This window comes from Pseudomonas sp. PB103 (genome assembly GCF_009764635.1).
Taxonomy (GTDB): Bacteria; Pseudomonadota; Gammaproteobacteria; order Pseudomonadales; family Pseudomonadaceae; genus Aquipseudomonas.
In genome coordinates, this window is sequence record NZ_RWIL01000111.1 from 1 (window position 1) to 17,364 (window position 17,364).

Here is a 17,364-nt window from a genome sequence, read left to right on the forward strand (position 1 = left end):
CGAGTACCGCTCTTGATCTTGCCGTGCCGGCCCCTTCGGCAGGCTGAGTGGAGGGGTCTATCCGGGGGTAGGCGCGCAGCGCCGTTCGACGAAGTCGAACACATCGAAAGGAGGTGCAGCGAAGCAAGCCGGAAGCGATGCCCCCGGATCGATCCCTGAACGAAGGAACCCCGAGCTCCAGCGAGCGGGCCGAACGCCGGGGCCCAGCCTTTTGCTTACTTTTCGGCGTCTGGAAAAGTGAGTCGCTGTAAGAGCGAAACCGTCAGCGGCAGCACCCGAAGCAACGGATATACACCCAAAACCCAAGAACCTGGTCGGCCCACAGGCCGCCAAGGCCAAAACGATCAAACCACATCAACCCCAACGTGAATCGCATCATGCCGCCAAAACTCCAGATCACAATCAATCAACCGCTCATGCTGATCATAATTGACCCGAGCAATCCGCAACCCCGGACTCCCCACCGACACCCTTAAAGCCGCCGCCGCATCCACCGACAACGACGTAGGCACAATCTCAAACCGCACCCGCCCATAGTGCAAATCGTAATGCCGCGCATACAACTCGGTCATCGACTGATTCAGATCAAACTCAAGAATCCCCGGAAAAAACTGCGGATTCAAATAGTGCTCCACATACAACACCAGCCGCCCATCAATGCGCCGCGACCGGCAAATCTGAATCACACTCGACAACGCCGGCAGCTGCAGCCAGGCACACACCGCCGCCGAGGCCGGCTGCAACCGCGCCGAAATCACCTCGGTCGACGGCACCCGCCCCTGCGCACTGACCATCGCGTGAAAATGACTGCGCTGCATCAAGTTGTACGCCAGCCGCGGCGGTGAAACGAACCAGCCACGCCGCTCCTCACGATAAATCTGCCCCTGCGCCTCCAACTGCAACAACGCCTCACGCACAGTAATCCGCGTGGTGCCAAACAACTCACTGAGCTTACGCTCGGCCGGCAACTTGCTGCCCGCCGCCAACAGCCCATGATCGAGCTGCTCCTGCAAGACCTGGCCAATGGCTGTCACCGCTTTTGTTGCCTCATCGCGCATCAACGTTACCTATCTGGACTAGACCAGCACTGTTTCGGGGCAAAACCGCACGGTGATCAAACCGTTTTGCGGTGTTGCAAGCCTAGGCAGTACAGATGACCGAGAGATGACAAAACTACCCAACGGTCGTCCTCACGACTTGCAATACATCGGCCAAGTCCCTTGCCCTCCGGGCCTTTGAGCATGGTCTACGCTTATCTGGCACCTGCCGATATCGACCAAATAAAAGGCCTGGCGCGAGGCCACCGACATCAAAGTGTCATCCAGCCCCCTTAAATTGGCTCAGGTATTGCTGACCTAGACCAACAACCACCGCAATCGCAGCGTTGAACACGACCAAGGAGCTTCGGAATGAAACAGCTTTTCCTGGCAACACTGTTAGGCTCGACCATTGCACTGTGCACCTCCGCCATGGCGGCCGGCACCGATCTGAAAACCCTCGAAGCCGCTGCGAAAGCGGAAGGCGCCGTCAACAGCGTCGGCATGCCGGATGACTGGGCCAACTGGAAAGGCACCTGGGAAGACCTGGCCAAGACCTACGGCCTGAAACACATCGACACCGACATGAGTTCCGCCCAGGAAATCGCCAAGTTCGCCGCTGAAAAAGACAACGCCACCGCCGACATCGGCGACGTCGGCGCGGCGTTCGGCCCGATCGCGGTCAAGCAAGGCGTGGTGCAACCGTACAAACCAAGCACCTGGGATCAGGTTCCGGACTGGGCCAAGGACAAGGACGGTAACTGGGCACTGGCCTACACCGGCACCATCGCCTTTATCGTCAACAAAAAGCTGTTGCACGGTTCCGAAGTACCGACCAAATGGGCTGACCTCAAGGGCGGCAAATACAAGGTCTCGATCGGTGACGTGAGCACCGCCGCCCAAGCTGCCAACGGCGTACTCGCTGCGGCACTGGCCAACGGTGGCGACGAGAAAAACATCAAGCCTGCGCTGCTGTTGTTTGCCGACATTGCCAAGCAAGGTCGCCTGTCGATGGCCAACCCGACCATCGCCACCATGGAAAAAGGCGAGATCGAAGTCGGCGTGGTCTGGGACTTCAACGGCCTCAGCTACAAAGCCAAGATGGCCAACCCGGATGATTACGTCGTGCTGATCCCGTCCGACGGCTCGGTGATTTCCGGCTACACCACGATCATCAACAAATACGCGAAAAACCCTAACGCCGCCAAGCTGACCCGCGAATACATCTTCAGCGACGCCGGCCAGACCAACCTCGCCCGCGGCAACGCGCGCCCGATCCGCGCCGAGCACCTGCAACTGCCGGAAGACGTGAAAGCCAAACTGCTGCCGAACGAGCAGTACAAAAAGGTCACCCCGATCAAAGACGCCGACGCCTGGGAAAAAACCTCCAAAGCCCTGCCACAGGCATGGAACGAAGAAGTCATCGTAGAGATGAAGTAATCCTTCATCTGTAGGAGCTGCCGCAGGCTGCGATCTTTTGATCTCGCCCTTTAAAAGCAACATCAAAAGATCGCAGCCTGCGGCAACTCCTACAGGGGTTGGTTCCAGTTTTGTTTTCGGAGTTTTTGCCCCTATGAAGCACAACGTCATCCTTGTCGTGCTCGACGGCCTCAACTACGAGGTCGCGCGCCACGCCATGGGGCATCTGCAGGCTTATGTTGGCGCAGGACGCGCCGCGCTCTACCAGTTGGAGTGCGAGCTGCCGGCCCTGTCCCGACCGCTTTATGAATGCATCCTCACCGGCGTGCCGCCGATCGACAGCGGCATCGTCCACAACAACGTTTCGCGCCTGTCCAATCAGCGCAGCATTTATCATTACGCCCGCGATGCCGGTCTGAAAACCGCCGCCGCGGCGTATCACTGGGTCAGCGAGCTGTACAACCGCTCGCCCTTCGTCGCCGCCCGCGACCGCCACACTGACAATCTGTCGCTGCCGATCCAGCACGGGCATTTCTACTGGAGCGATCACTACCCGGATTCGCACCTGTTCGCCGACGCGGAAAACCTGCGCCTGCGCCACGATCCGAACTTCCTGCTGATCCACCCGATGAACATCGACGACGCCGGGCACAAGCACGGCCTCGACTCTTCGCAGTACCGCAACAGTGCACGCTCGGCCGACATCATCCTCGCCGACTATCTGCAGAGCTGGCTCGACGCTGGCTATCAAATACTGGTGACCGCCGACCACGGCATGAACAACGACCGCTCGCATAACGGCCTGCTGCCGGAAGAACGCCAGGTGCCGCTGTTCGTCCTTGGTGATGCATTCAGCCTCGACGCTGACGCCGCACCGAAACAGACGGAAATCTGCGGCACGGTCTGCGAACTGCTCGGCGTGCCCCACGACAAACCTGTGTGCCGGGAGCTGCTCAAGTGAACGCCATGACTCGCGGCAAATGGCTGGCGGCACTGTGCCTGGTGCCCTTCGCGCTGTTCTTTATCGTTTTCGAAATCGCCCCGCTGGTCTGGGTGATGATCAACAGCCTGCAATCGGAAGAGTTCGGTTGGGGCATCGAAAACTTCACCAAGATCTTCAATTCGAAGTTCTATTTGCAGGCGATCCAGTACAGCCTGGAGATCAGTTTCTGGTCGAGTGTGTTCGGCATCATCATTGCCGTGCTCGGGGCGTATTCCCTGCGCCGGGTCGACTCGAAACTGCGCAACTTCGTGAATGCCTTCGCCAACATGACCAGCAACTTTGCCGGCGTGCCCCTGGCCTTCGCCTTCATCATCCTGCTCGGTTTCAACGGCAGCATCACCATCATGCTGAAGCAGTCGGGGATCATTCAGGACTTCAACCTGTACTCGAAAACCGGGTTGATCATCCTCTACACCTACTTCCAGATTCCCCTCGGCGTGCTGCTGCTGTACCCAGCCTTCGACGCTTTGCGTGAAGACTGGCGCGAGTCCGCCGCGTTGCTCGGTGCCAACGGCTGGCAGTTCTGGCGGCACATCGGTTTGCCAGTGCTGACGCCAGCGCTGCTCGGTACGTTCGTGATCCTGCTGGCCAACGCCCTCGGCGCCTATGCCACGGTGTATGCACTGACGACGGGCAACTTCAACGTCCTGCCGATCCGTATCGCGGCGATGGTCTCCGGCGATATTTCCCTCGACCCGAATCTGGCCAGCGCTTTGGCCGTGGTGCTGGTGGCGCTGATGACCATCGTCACTGTCGTGCATCAACTGCTGTTGAAGAGGAGCTACCATGTCTCGCGCTGAATCCGGCCCGGCCGGCCTCTACCACCGCGTCGTGGTTTACCTGCTGTTCGCGATCCTCTTGCTGCCGCTGGCAGGCACGCTGGTCTACTCGATCGCCAGCAGTTGGTCGGCGACCATTCTGCCCAGCGGCTTCACCTTCAAGTGGTACATCCAGTTGTGGAGCGATCCACGTTTCCTCCACGCCTTTGGCCAGTCGTTATTGGTGTGCGTGGGCGCGCTGGTGCTGTCGGTGGTGCTGATTCTGCCGCTGCTGTTTGTGGTGCATTACCACTTTCCGAAACTCGATGCGCTGATGAACATCCTGATCCTGCTGCCCTTCGCGGTGCCGCCGGTGGTGTCCTCGGTGGGCCTGTTACAGCTCTACGGTTCCGGGCCGATGGCGATGGTTGGTACGCCGTGGATTTTGATCGGCTGCTACTTCACCGTGGCCCTGCCGTTCATGTACCGGGCGATCACCAACAACCTGCAAGCGATCAACCTGCGCGACCTGATGGACGCTGCGCAACTGCTCGGCGCCAGCACCTTTCAGGCAGCGATTCTGGTGGTGCTGCCCAACCTGCGCAAAGGCCTGATGGTAGCCTTGCTGCTGTCGTTCTCGTTCCTGTTCGGGGAGTTCGTCTTTGCCAACATTCTGGTCGGCACGCGCTACGAAACCTTGCAGGTTTACCTGAACAACATGCGCAACAGCAGCGGGCATTTCACCAGTGCGCTGGTCATCTCGTATTTCTTTTTCGTGCTGGTCCTGACCTGGATCGCCAACATCTTGAACAAGGACAAAAGCGAATGAGCTATGTCAGCGTCCAACACCTGCAGAAAAATTACGCGGGCACCCCGGTGTTCAGCGACATCAACTGCGAAATCAACAAAGGCGAATTCGTCACCCTGCTCGGCCCGTCCGGTTGCGGCAAATCCACCCTGCTGCGCTGCATCGCCGGCCTGACGCCGGTGGATGGCGGCAAGATCCTCCTCGATGGCGTCGACATCGTCCCGCTGACGCCGCAAAAACGCGGGATCGGCATGGTGTTCCAGAGCTACGCGCTGTTCCCCAACATGACCGTCGAGCAGAACGTCGCTTTCGGTTTGCGCATGCAAAAGGTCAACGCCGACGACAGTCATAAACGCGTGTCGGAAGTGTTGAAACTGGTTGAACTGAACGACTTCGCCAGTCGTTATCCGCATCAACTGTCCGGTGGCCAATGCCAACGTGTCGCCCTCGCCCGTTCGCTGGTCACACGTCCACGTTTGCTGCTGCTCGATGAACCGCTGTCGGCACTCGATGCGCGGATTCGTAAACACCTGCGCGAACAGATCCGCCAGATCCAGCGTGAACTCGGCCTGACCACAATCTTCGTCACACACGACCAGGAAGAAGCGCTGACCATGTCTGATCGCATTTTCCTGATGAATCAGGGAAAAATCGTACAGAGCGGCGACGCCGAAACCCTGTATACGGCGCCGGTCGACGTGTTCGCCGCAGGCTTCATCGGCAACTACAACCTGCTCGACGCCGAAGCCGCATCGAAGCTGTTGCAACGCCCGATCAACCATCGCATTGCCATTCGCCCGGAAGCCATCGAACTGAGCCTCAACGGCGAGCTCGACGCGCAGATCCGCAGCCATAGCCTGCTAGGCAATGTCATTCGCTACCGCATCGAAGCGCGCGGCGTGGAATTGGTGGTGGATGTGCTCAACCGCTCGGCGGCCGATTTGCATCCCGACGGTCAGCGTCTGGCGCTTTCCATCGATCCGACGGCCCTGTGTGAAGTCGCTTAAAAGCAGCTGCGCGCTTCGAGCTACAAGCTTCAAGTTGTAGACTGCGGCGCAGCTGATTCCAATTCTTGCAGCTCGAAGCTTGTAGCTCGCAGCTGTTCTCGGAGAGAACTGATGGCCCTGGCAATTTTTGATCTGGACGAAACGTTGATCCACGGCGACTGCGCCACCCTCTGGAGCGAGCAGATGGGGCGCCTGGGCTGGGTCGATCCCGAGTCGTTCATGCGCAAGAACAACGAGCTGATGGACGCCTACAGCCATGGCAAATTGCGCATGGAAGAGTACATGGAGTTCAGCCTCGAACCACTGATCGGGCGTACCCCGGAAGAAGTCGAGCATCTGGTCGGTCCGTGGGTGGAAGACTTCATCGAACCGATCATCTTCAGTGACGCGACGAAAACCATCGCCGCCCACCGCAAGGCCGGCGACCGGATTCTGGTGATTTCGGCGTCGGGTACGCACTTGGTCAGACCGATTGCCGACCGACTGGGCATCGATGAAATTCTCGGTATCGAACTGGAAGTCGCGCATGGCGTGTACAGCGGCCACACCGTTGGCACCCTGACCTACCGCGAAGGCAAGATCACCCGCTTGCTGGAATGGCTGGATGCTGAAGAGGAAAACCTGGAAGGCGCGAGTTTCTATTCCGACTCACGCAATGATCTGCCGTTGTTGCTGAAGGTGGATTTCCCGCACGTGGTCAACCCAGATCCCGTGCTGCTTGAGCATGCCGAAAAAGCCGGCTGGCCCATCCATCTCTGGAAATAAACGCAAAAGATCGCAGCCTTCGGCAGCTCCTACATTTGAAATGCATTCCCCTGTAGGAGCTGCCGAAGGCTGCGATCTTTTGACCTTGCTCTTGTATCAGGTGAGGCTTTCGTCAATCACCAACACCAATTTCCCCGCCACCGTATTGCTCGCCAGCTCGGCAAACGCCGCCTCGGCATCCTTCACCGGGAATGCCCTGGCCAACTGCGGACTCAACCGCCCCTCAGCAAACAACGGCCACACCTGCTGCCCCAGATCACTCAACAGATCCGCCTTGAACTGATCGTCACGGCTGCGCAATGTCGAGCCCAGCAACTGCACGCGCTTACCCAACACCTGCGCCAGATCCAGCTTGGCCTCGCGACCGCCCATCAGGCCGATCAGCACCCAACGCCCATCCAGCGCCATCAGCTTGAGATTCAGCGCCGAATAATTGCCGCCGACCGGATCGAGGATCACATCGAACGGGCCGAAATCACGCAAGCTTTCCAAATCATCGCTGCGCACCACCCCGCCCTGCGCGCCCAACGCCTCGCAGTAGGCCAAACGCTCGGCAGAACCGACGCTGACCCAACACGGATTGCCGAACGCCTTGCACAACTGAATGGCGGCTGAACCGATTCCACTTGCGCCAGCGTGCAAGAGAACTTTCTCACCCGGTTTGAGCGCCGCAAGTTGAAACACATTCAACCAGACTGTTGCATAAACCTCGGGCAATGCCGCCGCCTCGATCAGCGAGACGCCTTCGGGAACCGGCAGCACATGCCGTCCGTCGACCACCACCTCTTCAGCCATCCCGCCCCCGGCCAGCAAGGCGCAAACCCGATCGCCGACCTGCCACGAACTGCCTGCGCCGACCTCGCTGATCACCCCGGAGCACTCAAGACCGAGCACTGGGCTGGCACCCGGCGGTGGTGGATAAAGCCCTGCTTTCTGTAATAAATCGGCGCGATTGAGGCCGGCTGCCGCCACTCGGATGCGAACTTGTCCTACATCGCACGTAGGACTCGGCTCCTCAACCCATGCCACTTGACCTTCAACGCCTTGCAATGCCTTCACAGTGCCTCCATAGTGAGTCTGGACTGAGCCCGAAGCTGTAGCGCCGGGCTTTTTGCATTATGCGACCGGCTCTCGTAGAACCGGCGACTTCAAAGACGGCCTAATATGCGTTATCAATTGTCCCCGCGTCGAATCAGCATGAAGCATTTGCTCCCCAGCACCGCCCTCGCTCTTTTCATCGGTATCGGCCTGTTGCCGGTATCGGGCAGTACATTCGCAGCCAACAGCTGGGACAAGTTGCAGCCTGATCGCGATGAAGTCATCGCCAGTCTGAACGTCGTCGAGTTGCTCAAGCGTCACCACTACAGCAAGCCGCCGCTCGACGATGCGCGCTCGGTGATCATCTACGACAGCTACATCAAGCTGCTGGATCCGTCGCGCAGCTATTTCATGGCCAGCGACATCGCCGAATTCGACAAGTGGAAGACCCAGTTCGACGACTTCCTCAAAAGCGGCGACCTCAACGCCGGGTTCACCATCTACAAGCGCTATCTGGACCGCGTCAAGGCGCGTCTGGACTTCGCACTTGTCGAGTTGAACAAAGGCGTCGACAAGATGGACTTCACCACCAAGGAAACCTTGCTGATCGATCGCAAGGACGCTCCTTGGCTCAAATCCACCGCAGAACTCGATGACCTCTGGCGCAAACGCGTCAAGGACGAAGTGCTGCGGATGAAGATCGCCGGCAAAGAGCCCAAGCAGATCCAGGAAACCCTGACCAAGCGCTACAAGAACCAGTTGGCGCGTCTGGATCAGACCCGTCCGGAAGACATCTTCCAGGCGTACATCAACACCTTCGCCATGTCGTACGACCCGCACACCAACTATCTGTCGCCGGATAACGCGGAAAACTTCGACATCAACATGAGCCTGTCCCTCGAGGGCATCGGTGCCGTGTTGCAGAGCGATAACGACCAGGTGAAAGTCGTGCGTCTGGTGCCGGCAGGCCCGGCCGACAAGACCAAGCAGGTGGCCCCGGCCGACAAGATCATCGGCGTTGCCCAAGGCAACAAAGAGATGGTCGACGTGGTCGGCTGGCGTCTGGACGAAGTGGTCAAGCTGATCCGTGGGCCGAAAGGCACCGTGGTGCGCCTGGAAGTGATTCCGGCGAGCAATGCACCGAACGACCAGACCACCAAGATCGTGCCGATCACCCGTGAAGCGGTGAAGCTCGAAGACCAGGCTGTGAAGAAGTCCATCCTCAACCTGAAACAGGACGGTAAGGACTACAAGCTCGGCGTCATCGAAATCCCGGCCTTCTACCTCGACTTCAAGGCGTTCCGTGCCGGTGATCCGGACTACAAGAGCACCACCCGCGACGTCAAGAAACTGCTGACCGAACTGCAGAAAGACAAGGTCGACGGCGTGGTCATCGACCTGCGCAACAACGGCGGCGGCTCCCTGCAGGAAGCCACAGAGTTGACCAGTCTGTTCATCGACAAGGGCCCGACCGTACTCGTGCGTAATGCCGACGGCCGTGTCGACGTGCTGGAAGATGAAAACCCGGGTGCGTTCTACAAAGGCCCGATGGCGCTGCTGGTCAACCGCTTGTCCGCCTCGGCTTCGGAGATTTTCGCCGGCGCCATGCAGGACTACCATCGCGCGCTGATCATCGGTGGCCAGACCTTCGGCAAAGGCACCGTGCAGACCATTCAGCCGCTGAACCATGGCGAACTGAAACTGACACTGGCCAAGTTCTACCGGGTTTCCGGTCAGAGCACCCAGCATCAGGGCGTGTTGCCGGACATCGACTACCCGTCGCTGATCGACACCAAGGAAATTGGCGAAAGCGCTCTGCCGGAAGCCATGCCGTGGGACACCATCCGCGCGGCGATCAAACCGGCGGCCGATCCGTTCAAGCCGTACCTGGCTCAGCTCAAGTCCGAGCATGACACTCGCACCGCGAAAGATGCCGAGTTCGTGTTCATCCGTGACAAGCTGGCTCTGGCGCAGAAACTGATGGAAGAAAAAACCGTCAGCCTCAACGAAGCCGAACGCCGTGCCCAGCACGCCGACATCGACGCCAAGCAACTGACGATGGAAAACATCCGTCGCAAGGCCAAAGGCGAAGAGCCGCTCAAAGAGCTGAAGAAAGAAGACGAAGACGCCCTCGCGGCTGCCGACCCGGACAAGGTCAAGCCAGAAGACGATGCTTATCTGAGCGAAACCGGGCGTGTGCTGCTGGATTACCTGAAGCTGAGCAATCAGGTGGCCAAGAAGTAAGGTGATGGCAATTTAATGCTGACGATCCCCGGATCGTCATCAAACAGTCATCATTCTGTCGTGCAATAAAGGACTGGGAGCCACTCTCTTCATCGAGAGCGCTCCCAGTCCTTTTTTTATCGCCAGAGATTGCCATGACCACGACCGAACAGCTGAGTGCCTTGAGCTCGATCCTGACTCAAAGCGGATTGCACAGCCTGTTCCAGCCGATCATCAGTCTCTCCGAACGGCGCATCCTCGGTTACGAAGCCCTCACTCGCGGCCCTTCCAACAGCCCACTGCATTCGCCCATCGCACTGTTCGCCGTGGCGCGTCAGGCCGGGCGCCTGAGCGAGCTGGAAATTGCCTGCCGGCAAAGCGCTTGCCGCCGTTTCAACGAACAGCAATTGCCGGGCAAGCTGTTTCTCAACGTCTCGCCAGAATCCTTGCTTGAAGCCGCCCATCAACCGGGACGCACGCTGCAACTGTTGCAGGATTTCGGCATTCCACCGAGTCAGGTCGTCATCGAACTGACCGAACAGACGCCGATCGACGACTTTCAGCTGCTGCAAACCGCGCTGCATCACTATCGGGCCATGGGCTTTTCCATTGCGCTGGATGATCTCGGTGCCGGCTATTCGAGCTTGCGCCTGTGGTCGGAACTGCGACCGGACTACGTGAAGATCGATCGGCATTTCATCGACGGCATTCATCAGGATGCGTTGAAGCGCGAATTCGTCGGCTCGATCCTGCAAATCGCCAAAGCCTCGCGCGCTCAGGTCATCGCCGAAGGCATCGAACTGCCCGAAGAACTCGCGGTACTCACCGAAATGGGCGTGGATCTGGTGCAGGGCTACTTGCTCGGTCGCCCGCAGGAACACCCACCGCGCGATGCCCGCGCCTTGATGCCCAAACACGACAGCAGCAGCGTTGCGCTGAACGACGAAGGCAGCGACCTCAGCGCCCTGCTCAACGACCAACCGGCGGTACATCGCGACACACCGACCGCCACGGTGCTGGAAGCCTTCCGCCGCCAGGCCAACCTCAACTCGTTGGCCGTGCTCGACGAACAAGGTCAGCCTTGCGGCATCGTCCACCGCCACTCGTTGTCGGACGCCCTGCTCAAACCCTTCGCCACCGACCTGTTTGCCCGCAAACCGATCAGTCGCCTGATGAACGACGATTTCCTCGCGGTGGAAATGAGCCAATCGCTGCAACAGGTCAGCCGCCTCATCACCAGCCGCGCCCGTCAGCGGATCGAAGAGGATTTCATCATTACCCTCAACGGTGGCTATCTCGGCCTCGGCCGGGTGATCGACGTGCTCAAACTCATCACCGAACTGAAAATTCAACAGGCGCGCTACGCTAATCCGTTGACCTTGTTGCCGGGTAATGTGCCGATTCAGCAATGCCTGACGCGACTGCTGCAGCAGGGGCGCGAGTCGGTGATTTGCTATGTCGACATCGACAGTTTCAAACCCTTCAACGATATTTATGGCTACGGGCGTGGTGACGAAGTGTTGCTGTGTCTGGCGCAATGTCTCAACGAGCGGGTAGACCCATCCCGCGACTTCGTTGGCCATATCGGCGGCGACGACTTTCTGCTCGTCCTCGGCCCCGAAGACTGGCGCAAACGCCTCAATCAACTGCTTGATGATTTTCAGAGCCAATGTCGGCGTTTCTACCGCACGGAACACCTTGAAGCGGGATGCTTTATTGCGCCGAATCGTCAGGGAGTGCGGCAGGAGTTTCCGCTGCTGTCGCTGTCCATTGGCGTAGTGCATCTACATCCCGAAGCTTGCGCGCACCTCGATGCCAGTCAGCTTGCGGAAATGGCTTCGCAGGCGAAGCATCATGCGAAGAATGTTCCGGGGTATAGCGTGCATGTGATTGATAGTCTCCCCCTGTATAACCTCCATCAATCACAATTGATAGGGCAGCGCTGACTTATTCAACTGCACAAACAAACTAGACCGATCGATGTCACCATTGAGTTTGATCTTCAAGGCTCGCCCGAAGCAAATCATCCTTCCACAACTCACTGGCGATCTCATATATATGTTCAAAAAAACCACGAGAGTCTATTATTTCCGTTTCATCCCATGCGAGCACTCTCGGATCATCATAGTCGCTCACAAACTCTTCAGAAAAATCAAAATCAGTATCCTGCAAATGGCTTCCAAGGATTTTATAAATCAAAAACCTATGACGGTAGGTTAGATAATCAAACTCAGGAATAATAAAGTTTTTAATTATTTCTCGTTGATCTTCATATTTATTTGGGTCGTAAACCCACAATGCCTGACCAAGCGTTTCCTCCCGATCGTAGATTGATATCCCACTCAACACATTAGAGAGCTTGGGCTCATATGGCAACTTCGTATATGGCAGCATCAACATAACTTCACCTATCTTGGAAAGCCAGTAAATGGCCGCTTAACATCTCGCTTATCAAATTTAACTTCCGCCCCATCCAAACTATCTACATAACGAGGATTGCTAAGATCTCTGTCATTTGGCTTATAGCCACGACCTGCCCCTGGCAGTTTCATCCTGACAATAGGGTTTTGATCACCATCATGACCTGTCGGCTCAGGAACTTTCTTATGCATTCTAGATAAAGCAAAATCCAACGCGCGAAACTGCATCATCCAACTCTTGAATTGGGAACTTGGCCCCACTGCCCCTCTAACGCCTTTCTTTGTTGGATGCGAGCCGTCTATTGACCTCTGCTTCAAAGCAGCATCATCAATTTCTGGCCCATGCTTTTCTACCGAGTGCATTTTGTATTGTCTGTTCCAAGCTAATACCTGACGCTTAGCTTCAGCTTCATTTTTCGGTCCATTTTTGCCAACAGGCGGAACGATAGGCAAGCCTTGATTTACGCTAGGCCTGTTAGCCTGAGTTGGTACTGGGCACCTTTGGGTCTTATTGTTTTTGGGCGGAGGACAATTGGAACTCAACCCCAACGGATCCACCCACCCCGTCGGATTCGGCGTGTACTGATACTGATTAATCCCACCCGCCAGCTTCACCGGATCCGGCGTCAGATACCGTCCCAATCTCGGGTCGTAATACCGATGCCGGTTGTAGTGCAGCCCACTTTCCCCATCGAAATACTGCCCCTGAAACCGCAACGGTTGATCGAGATAGTCTTCGGCCGCCAAGGTCAGCGCCGCGACCTTGCCGTAGGCGTCGTACTGCGCCGACCAAACGATGTCGCCGCTGTAATCGGTCAGCTCCAGCGGCGTACCGAGGTGATCGAGTTGGTAATAAAACGGGCAGGCTTTTTTCGGGCCTTTGCCGTCGAGCATGGCCAGCGGGCGGAAGGTGCCGGGTTTGTAGACGTAGCTGCGGTATTCGTTGGGGCTGCTTTCGGCGACGAGGTGGTCGCCTTGCCAGAAGAACTCGATGGTGACGCCGTCGACGGTTTTGCGGATGCGGCGGCCGAAGGCGTCGTATTGGTAGGACGCGGTTTTGCCGTCCGGGCGGGTCAGGCCGATCAGACGGTGCTGGCAGTCGTAGCGGTATTCGGTGACGAGTTTGTGCGCGGTGCCGCGACGCTCGCGGATCAGGTTGCCGAAGGCGTCGTAGTCGTAGTGGCGGTCGCCCTGCATCAGCAGGCGATTGCCTTTGATCCGGCTCGGGCCGGTGCCGTCCTGTGTCAGCAGGTTGCCGGCCGGGTCGTGGGCGAAGCTTTCCGGCAGTTCGTCGCGCGAATGGCGGACGCGGATCAGGCGGTCGAGCGCGTCGTAGTAATAGCTGCGCTGGCCATGACGGCTGTCGGCGATGCTCGCCAGGTTGCCGTTGACCGCGTAGCTGTAGTGGCGCAGGTACAACGCGCGGGTTTGCTGATTGACCGCATGAGCCTGCAGGCGACCCTGTTCGTCATAGTGATAATGACTGTGCAGCAAACCCTGCTGACGCTGCTGTTCACGTCCGAACTCGTATTGGTGCTTGGTCAGTTGCGCGCCGTTGAGGTCGATGCCGGTGAGCGCGCCGCCTTTGGCGTGGTGATAGTCGAGCTTGCTGTTGTCCGGCAGGCGCATGCGTTTGAGCTGACCGCAGGCATCATAGGCATACCGCAAAGTGCCCCAGCCCTGATGCTCGGTGATCAGCCGATCCTGACGGTCGTACTCGAAGGCCAGCGGATGTTGCTGGCCGTCATCGACGCTGACGAGGCGGCCGAGGCGGTCGTATTGGTAGCTGACCCTGATGCCGTCGGGCAGGGTTTTGACCAGAAGACGCCCGGCAGCATCGCGTTTATAGGCGGTGACTAACTGTGAGCCGTCGTCGCCAAACTCGGTCTTCTCCAGCAGGTGACCGTTGAGGTCATAGGCATACGCGGTGCGTTGGCCGTCAAAGCCGGTTTCCTCTCGGATCAGCCCGGTTGGCGTGTAGTCCAGCAGGTATCGCTCGCCGGACTCGTTTTCGATCTCGGTGAGCAGCAGTTGCGCATGGTCGTAGCGGTACTGCACCCGCGTGCCGTCGGGGTTGATCCGCCGCGAAACCAGATGCAGTTCATCGTCGTATTCATACCGGGTGATGTGACCGAGTTCATCACGCTCGGCAGTAACCTGGCCGTAGCTGCCGTAGCTGTAGGCGCGAGTGGCACCGGTAGGAAAAGTCGTCTGAAGCAGTCGGCCAACGGCGTCCCACTGCTGACGGGTCACGGCGCCATGCTCGTCAACCGTGGTCGTCCGCCGCCCCAGCGCATCGTAGGAAAAGCGCCGCACACCGCCGCCGGGCGGAGTCTCCTCAGTCAACTGGCCAAGGTCATTCCAGATCCAGCGATGCCGACTGGCGTCCGGGTAGCGGATCGACAGGAGTTGTCCGTGCGTATCGTAGTAATAATGGGTGACCTGACCGTCAGGGTCGACCGCTTCGGTGACATCACCCTCGACATTGCGTCGGTAAGTCCAGGTCGCGTCGCCCCGGCTACGTTTGTGCAGGAAACCGTTGCGATATTCGTAGGACGTGGGCGCGTCCTCCGGCGGAATCAGCGCAATCAGCCGTCCGATTTCGTCGTAGCGATATTCAGTGACAGCGCCGAGCGGATCCTGCTCGGCCACCAGACGCCCTGAGTCGTCGTAGGCCTTGAGGTGTTCGCCACCGTTGGCCTCGACCTTGCGCACCAGTCGTGCACGGTCGTCATGGACGTAAACCTCTTCAGTGCCGTCGACGTAATGCACTGTGACGCTGCCATCGTCATCCCAGACGTACCGCGTATTCATCTGCGAAAACGATGCCCAGTGGCGCACGCAACGGGCGGCCTTGCCGGCGCGTTCCCATTCCCAGAAGAAACTCGCGCCGCCGCTCAGTTGCCGCTGCAGGATCACGTGGGCGTCGTCGTAGTCGTAGCGTTCGCTTTCGCCGACGGCGTTGGTGGCTTCGATCAAGCGCTGCAGCGCGTCGTAGCGGTAGCTGACCAGCGTCTGTTCGGTGTGCCAGGCCTCTTCTACACTTTCCGCAGGTTGGAAACTCTGGTAGTCGACAGCAATCAACTGCGCGCGGTCGTAGCGCAAGCGCAGTGCCCGACCCGCGCCATTGTCGAGGCGGCTGATGCGCTCCTGACGATCTCGGGCAATGCGCAGACGGTTGTCGTACGCGTCACTGATGGTTGTCAGCCGCCCGGCACGAAAGTGATAGAACTGCGATTTTTCCCCGGCGAGGGCGAGGATCAATTCCTCGGGCTCATCCCCGAGAAAGATCGCTGCCCGCGACAGGCTGTTGTGAATCGCCGGACGCGAAACACTCGGCAACGGAAACCGCGTACGGCGGTTTTCATGGTCAACCCAGACAACCCCATCGCCTTCGAACAGCAACCGATGCGCCAGCGAATGGCTCCAGCCAAACCCCAGCCCGACATCGATCTCGACTGCACTGCTGCGGTACAACCGGGTGAACTCGAACGGCAATCGTCCATCAAGCACGCCATCAGTCAGCGTCAGTAGCTCTTCGCCGGTGACCATCGACACCGGGCAACCGTTGGTGCAGGTCGCCGGCGCACAGTCAGCACTGTCACCGTTGGGATTTTTCGCCTGATCCGGCGCGTCGTCGTGAGGCTCGTCTTTCTTCAACGAGGCATTGCGCCGGGCATCCCAGCGCAACTGCATGCGGCCTTTTTTCACCCCGGCAGCAATGCCTCGGGCGGCAACGCTTTTGTATTTGTCGACGTATTTGATGAACCCTTCGACGATGGCAAACATCGCCTTCACCAAACGCATCACGGCCGACAACAATTGCCCGGCGCGCTGCGCCAGGCGCAGTGTCAGATAGGCAATGCCCGCGCCCGCCCCGACGAACGTCAAGACCACGCCAATCAGCACATCGATCAACACCTGCACCACGACCATCGAGACCGCTTCAGCGGTCTGGCCGCTGATGTCACCGGGGGGCAACATTTCCAGCCAGAGGCTCGCGGTGCGTAACAGCAGGCACAACGCAGCTTCATCGCTGACCAGTAGCTGCAGCTTTTCCATGAGATCGGGAGCGGTTTCTGCCAGCGTCTTCAGTTGCGCGGCCCCCTCACCCAACCGCTCGGCAAACGCTCCGGGGTCCTTGAGGATGTCCGAGAGCATGGCAATGCTGTCCCAGACGCCTTCGATCGCCGCCCAACTGCCGGCCAACATGCCGTTGCCCGCCGCCGTCGCCACCGACTGCGACCACTGTGGCTTGAACCCCTGCCACTCGCTGCGCAGCCAGCCATCCAGCTCGGCGGTCAGGCCGTCGTAGGCGATGAACAAGTCGTCGACCTGAGTCGGTGTCACTTCGCTGTGCACATGCACTCGATAGAACTTGCCCACCGTTCCAACGAACGTGCCCTTGCCTTGCGCATCAAGGGTCACGGGGGTGCTCTCGCCGCTCTCCACGGCCACCACATCGACCACGATATTGCCCAGCGCAATGTCGTACACCGACTCGAACTTGCTTTCGATCTCCATCTCCCCGCCCTGCGGGCACTGGAAGACGCTGGAGAAAAAATCGTTGTCGCCGACGCTGACAGCGGTGCGGCTGTCACCGAAGCGGATGACCCGCTCCATGCCCAACAGCGACGGTAGATCCGTCGCCTGGCTGAGCTGGTCCGCCGTGCGGCTGGCCCAGTGCTTGAGCTGTTCGCGATAGAGGCTGAGGGTCTCCGGGAAGCTGTCGAGTTCTTGCTCGATACGAGCGATGGCTTCCATCAGCGCACGTCTGCGTGCGGGATGGGCGGGTTGATCCGGTCGAGCATGAGCGTTCCCTCGCGCAAAAAAATTAGGCGCGGGAACTGTGCGGGGGATCAATCAGGAAAGAAGTCAGGCAAGTA

General features: G+C 58.7%; 12 protein-coding genes. 8 read left to right on the forward strand and 4 right to left on the reverse strand.

The features are described from left to right. Positions 1–344: 344 nt before the first annotated feature. Complete coding sequence (locus EJA70_RS19505; protein ID WP_007916338.1) at positions 345–1,058, reverse strand: UTRA domain-containing protein; 714 nt, start codon at positions 1,056–1,058, stop codon at positions 345–347. Between the two features lie 351 nt (positions 1,059–1,409). Between EJA70_RS19505 and EJA70_RS19510 the strand changes: the two genes are divergently transcribed. From EJA70_RS19510 to EJA70_RS19535, 6 genes are all read left to right on the forward strand, one after another. Beyond that, on the forward strand, positions 1,410–2,477 hold the full coding sequence (locus tag EJA70_RS19510; RefSeq protein ID WP_008083842.1) for an ABC transporter substrate-binding protein: 1,068 nt from the start codon (positions 1,410–1,412) through the stop codon (positions 2,475–2,477). 133 nt (positions 2,478–2,610) lie between these two features. After that, complete coding sequence (locus EJA70_RS19515) at positions 2,611–3,417, forward strand: alkaline phosphatase family protein (protein WP_158832862.1); 807 nt, start codon at positions 2,611–2,613, stop codon at positions 3,415–3,417. Positions 3,418–3,422: 5 nt separating this feature from the next. Next, entirely contained in the window at positions 3,423–4,259 is an 837-nt protein-coding gene (locus EJA70_RS19520) for an ABC transporter permease subunit (RefSeq protein WP_162130782.1), read from the forward strand. After that, positions 4,246–5,046, forward strand: coding sequence for an ABC transporter permease (locus EJA70_RS19525; protein ID WP_008083711.1), 801 nt, complete (start codon positions 4,246–4,248; stop codon positions 5,044–5,046). The genes EJA70_RS19520 and EJA70_RS19525 overlap by 14 nt, the downstream gene beginning before the upstream one ends. After that, on the forward strand, positions 5,043–6,032 hold the full coding sequence (locus EJA70_RS19530; RefSeq protein WP_158832864.1) for an ABC transporter ATP-binding protein: 990 nt from the start codon (positions 5,043–5,045) through the stop codon (positions 6,030–6,032). The genes EJA70_RS19525 and EJA70_RS19530 overlap by 4 nt, the downstream gene beginning before the upstream one ends. A 111-nt stretch (positions 6,033–6,143) precedes the next feature. After that, entirely contained in the window at positions 6,144–6,797 is a 654-nt protein-coding gene (locus tag EJA70_RS19535) for an HAD family phosphatase (protein WP_008083714.1), read from the forward strand. Between the two features lie 96 nt (positions 6,798–6,893). Here the strand turns inward: EJA70_RS19535 and EJA70_RS19540 are convergent, their stop codons facing one another. Beyond that, entirely contained in the window at positions 6,894–7,856 is a 963-nt protein-coding gene (locus EJA70_RS19540) for a zinc-binding dehydrogenase (RefSeq protein ID WP_158832866.1), read from the reverse strand. A 138-nt stretch (positions 7,857–7,994) separates the two neighbouring features. Here EJA70_RS19540 and EJA70_RS19545 point away from each other — a divergent pair, with 138 nt between their 5' ends. After that, positions 7,995–10,079, forward strand: coding sequence for a carboxy terminal-processing peptidase (locus EJA70_RS19545; protein WP_178116928.1), 2,085 nt, complete (start codon positions 7,995–7,997; stop codon positions 10,077–10,079). Positions 10,080–10,213: 134 nt separating this feature from the next. Next, positions 10,214–12,004 carry a bifunctional diguanylate cyclase/phosphodiesterase gene (locus EJA70_RS19550; RefSeq protein ID WP_158832870.1) on the forward strand — a complete coding sequence of 597 codons (1,791 nt, stop codon included), beginning with the start codon at positions 10,214–10,216 and terminating at the stop codon, positions 12,002–12,004. A gap of 37 nt (positions 12,005–12,041) precedes the next feature. Here EJA70_RS19550 and EJA70_RS19555 read toward each other — a convergent pair whose 3' ends face one another. Then, complete coding sequence (locus tag EJA70_RS19555; RefSeq protein WP_158832872.1) at positions 12,042–12,458, reverse strand: hypothetical protein; 417 nt, start codon at positions 12,456–12,458, stop codon at positions 12,042–12,044. Between the two features lie 8 nt (positions 12,459–12,466). Then, a complete protein-coding gene (locus EJA70_RS19560; RefSeq protein ID WP_158832874.1) occupies positions 12,467–17,242 on the reverse strand; it encodes an RHS repeat-associated core domain-containing protein in 4,776 nt (1,591 codons plus the stop codon). Positions 17,243–17,364 lie beyond the last annotated feature (122 nt).

What these genes read in the sequence shown, in the direction of transcription:
- EJA70_RS19535 (WP_008083714.1), top strand. Translation starts at nt 6,144, where the DNA reads ATGGCCCTGGCAATTTTTGATCTGGACGAAACGTTGATCCACGGCGAC.
- EJA70_RS19510 (WP_008083842.1), top strand. Translation starts at nt 1,410, where the DNA reads ATGAAACAGCTTTTCCTGGCAACACTGTTAGGCTCGACCATTGCACTG.
- EJA70_RS19550 (WP_158832870.1), top strand. Translation starts at nt 10,214, where the DNA reads ATGACCACGACCGAACAGCTGAGTGCCTTGAGCTCGATCCTGACTCAA.
- EJA70_RS19515 (WP_158832862.1), top strand. Translation starts at nt 2,611, where the DNA reads ATGAAGCACAACGTCATCCTTGTCGTGCTCGACGGCCTCAACTACGAG.
- EJA70_RS19560 (WP_158832874.1), bottom strand. Translation starts at nt 17,242, where the DNA reads ATGGAAGCCATCGCTCGTATCGAGCAAGAACTCGACAGCTTCCCGGAG.
- EJA70_RS19555 (WP_158832872.1), bottom strand. Translation starts at nt 12,458, where the DNA reads ATGTTGATGCTGCCATATACGAAGTTGCCATATGAGCCCAAGCTCTCT.
- EJA70_RS19505 (WP_007916338.1), bottom strand. Translation starts at nt 1,058, where the DNA reads ATGCGCGATGAGGCAACAAAAGCGGTGACAGCCATTGGCCAGGTCTTG.
- EJA70_RS19525 (WP_008083711.1), top strand. Translation starts at nt 4,246, where the DNA reads ATGTCTCGCGCTGAATCCGGCCCGGCCGGCCTCTACCACCGCGTCGTG.
- EJA70_RS19545 (WP_178116928.1), top strand. Translation starts at nt 7,995, where the DNA reads ATGAAGCATTTGCTCCCCAGCACCGCCCTCGCTCTTTTCATCGGTATC.
- EJA70_RS19520 (WP_162130782.1), top strand. Translation starts at nt 3,423, where the DNA reads ATGACTCGCGGCAAATGGCTGGCGGCACTGTGCCTGGTGCCCTTCGCG.
- EJA70_RS19530 (WP_158832864.1), top strand. Translation starts at nt 5,043, where the DNA reads ATGAGCTATGTCAGCGTCCAACACCTGCAGAAAAATTACGCGGGCACC.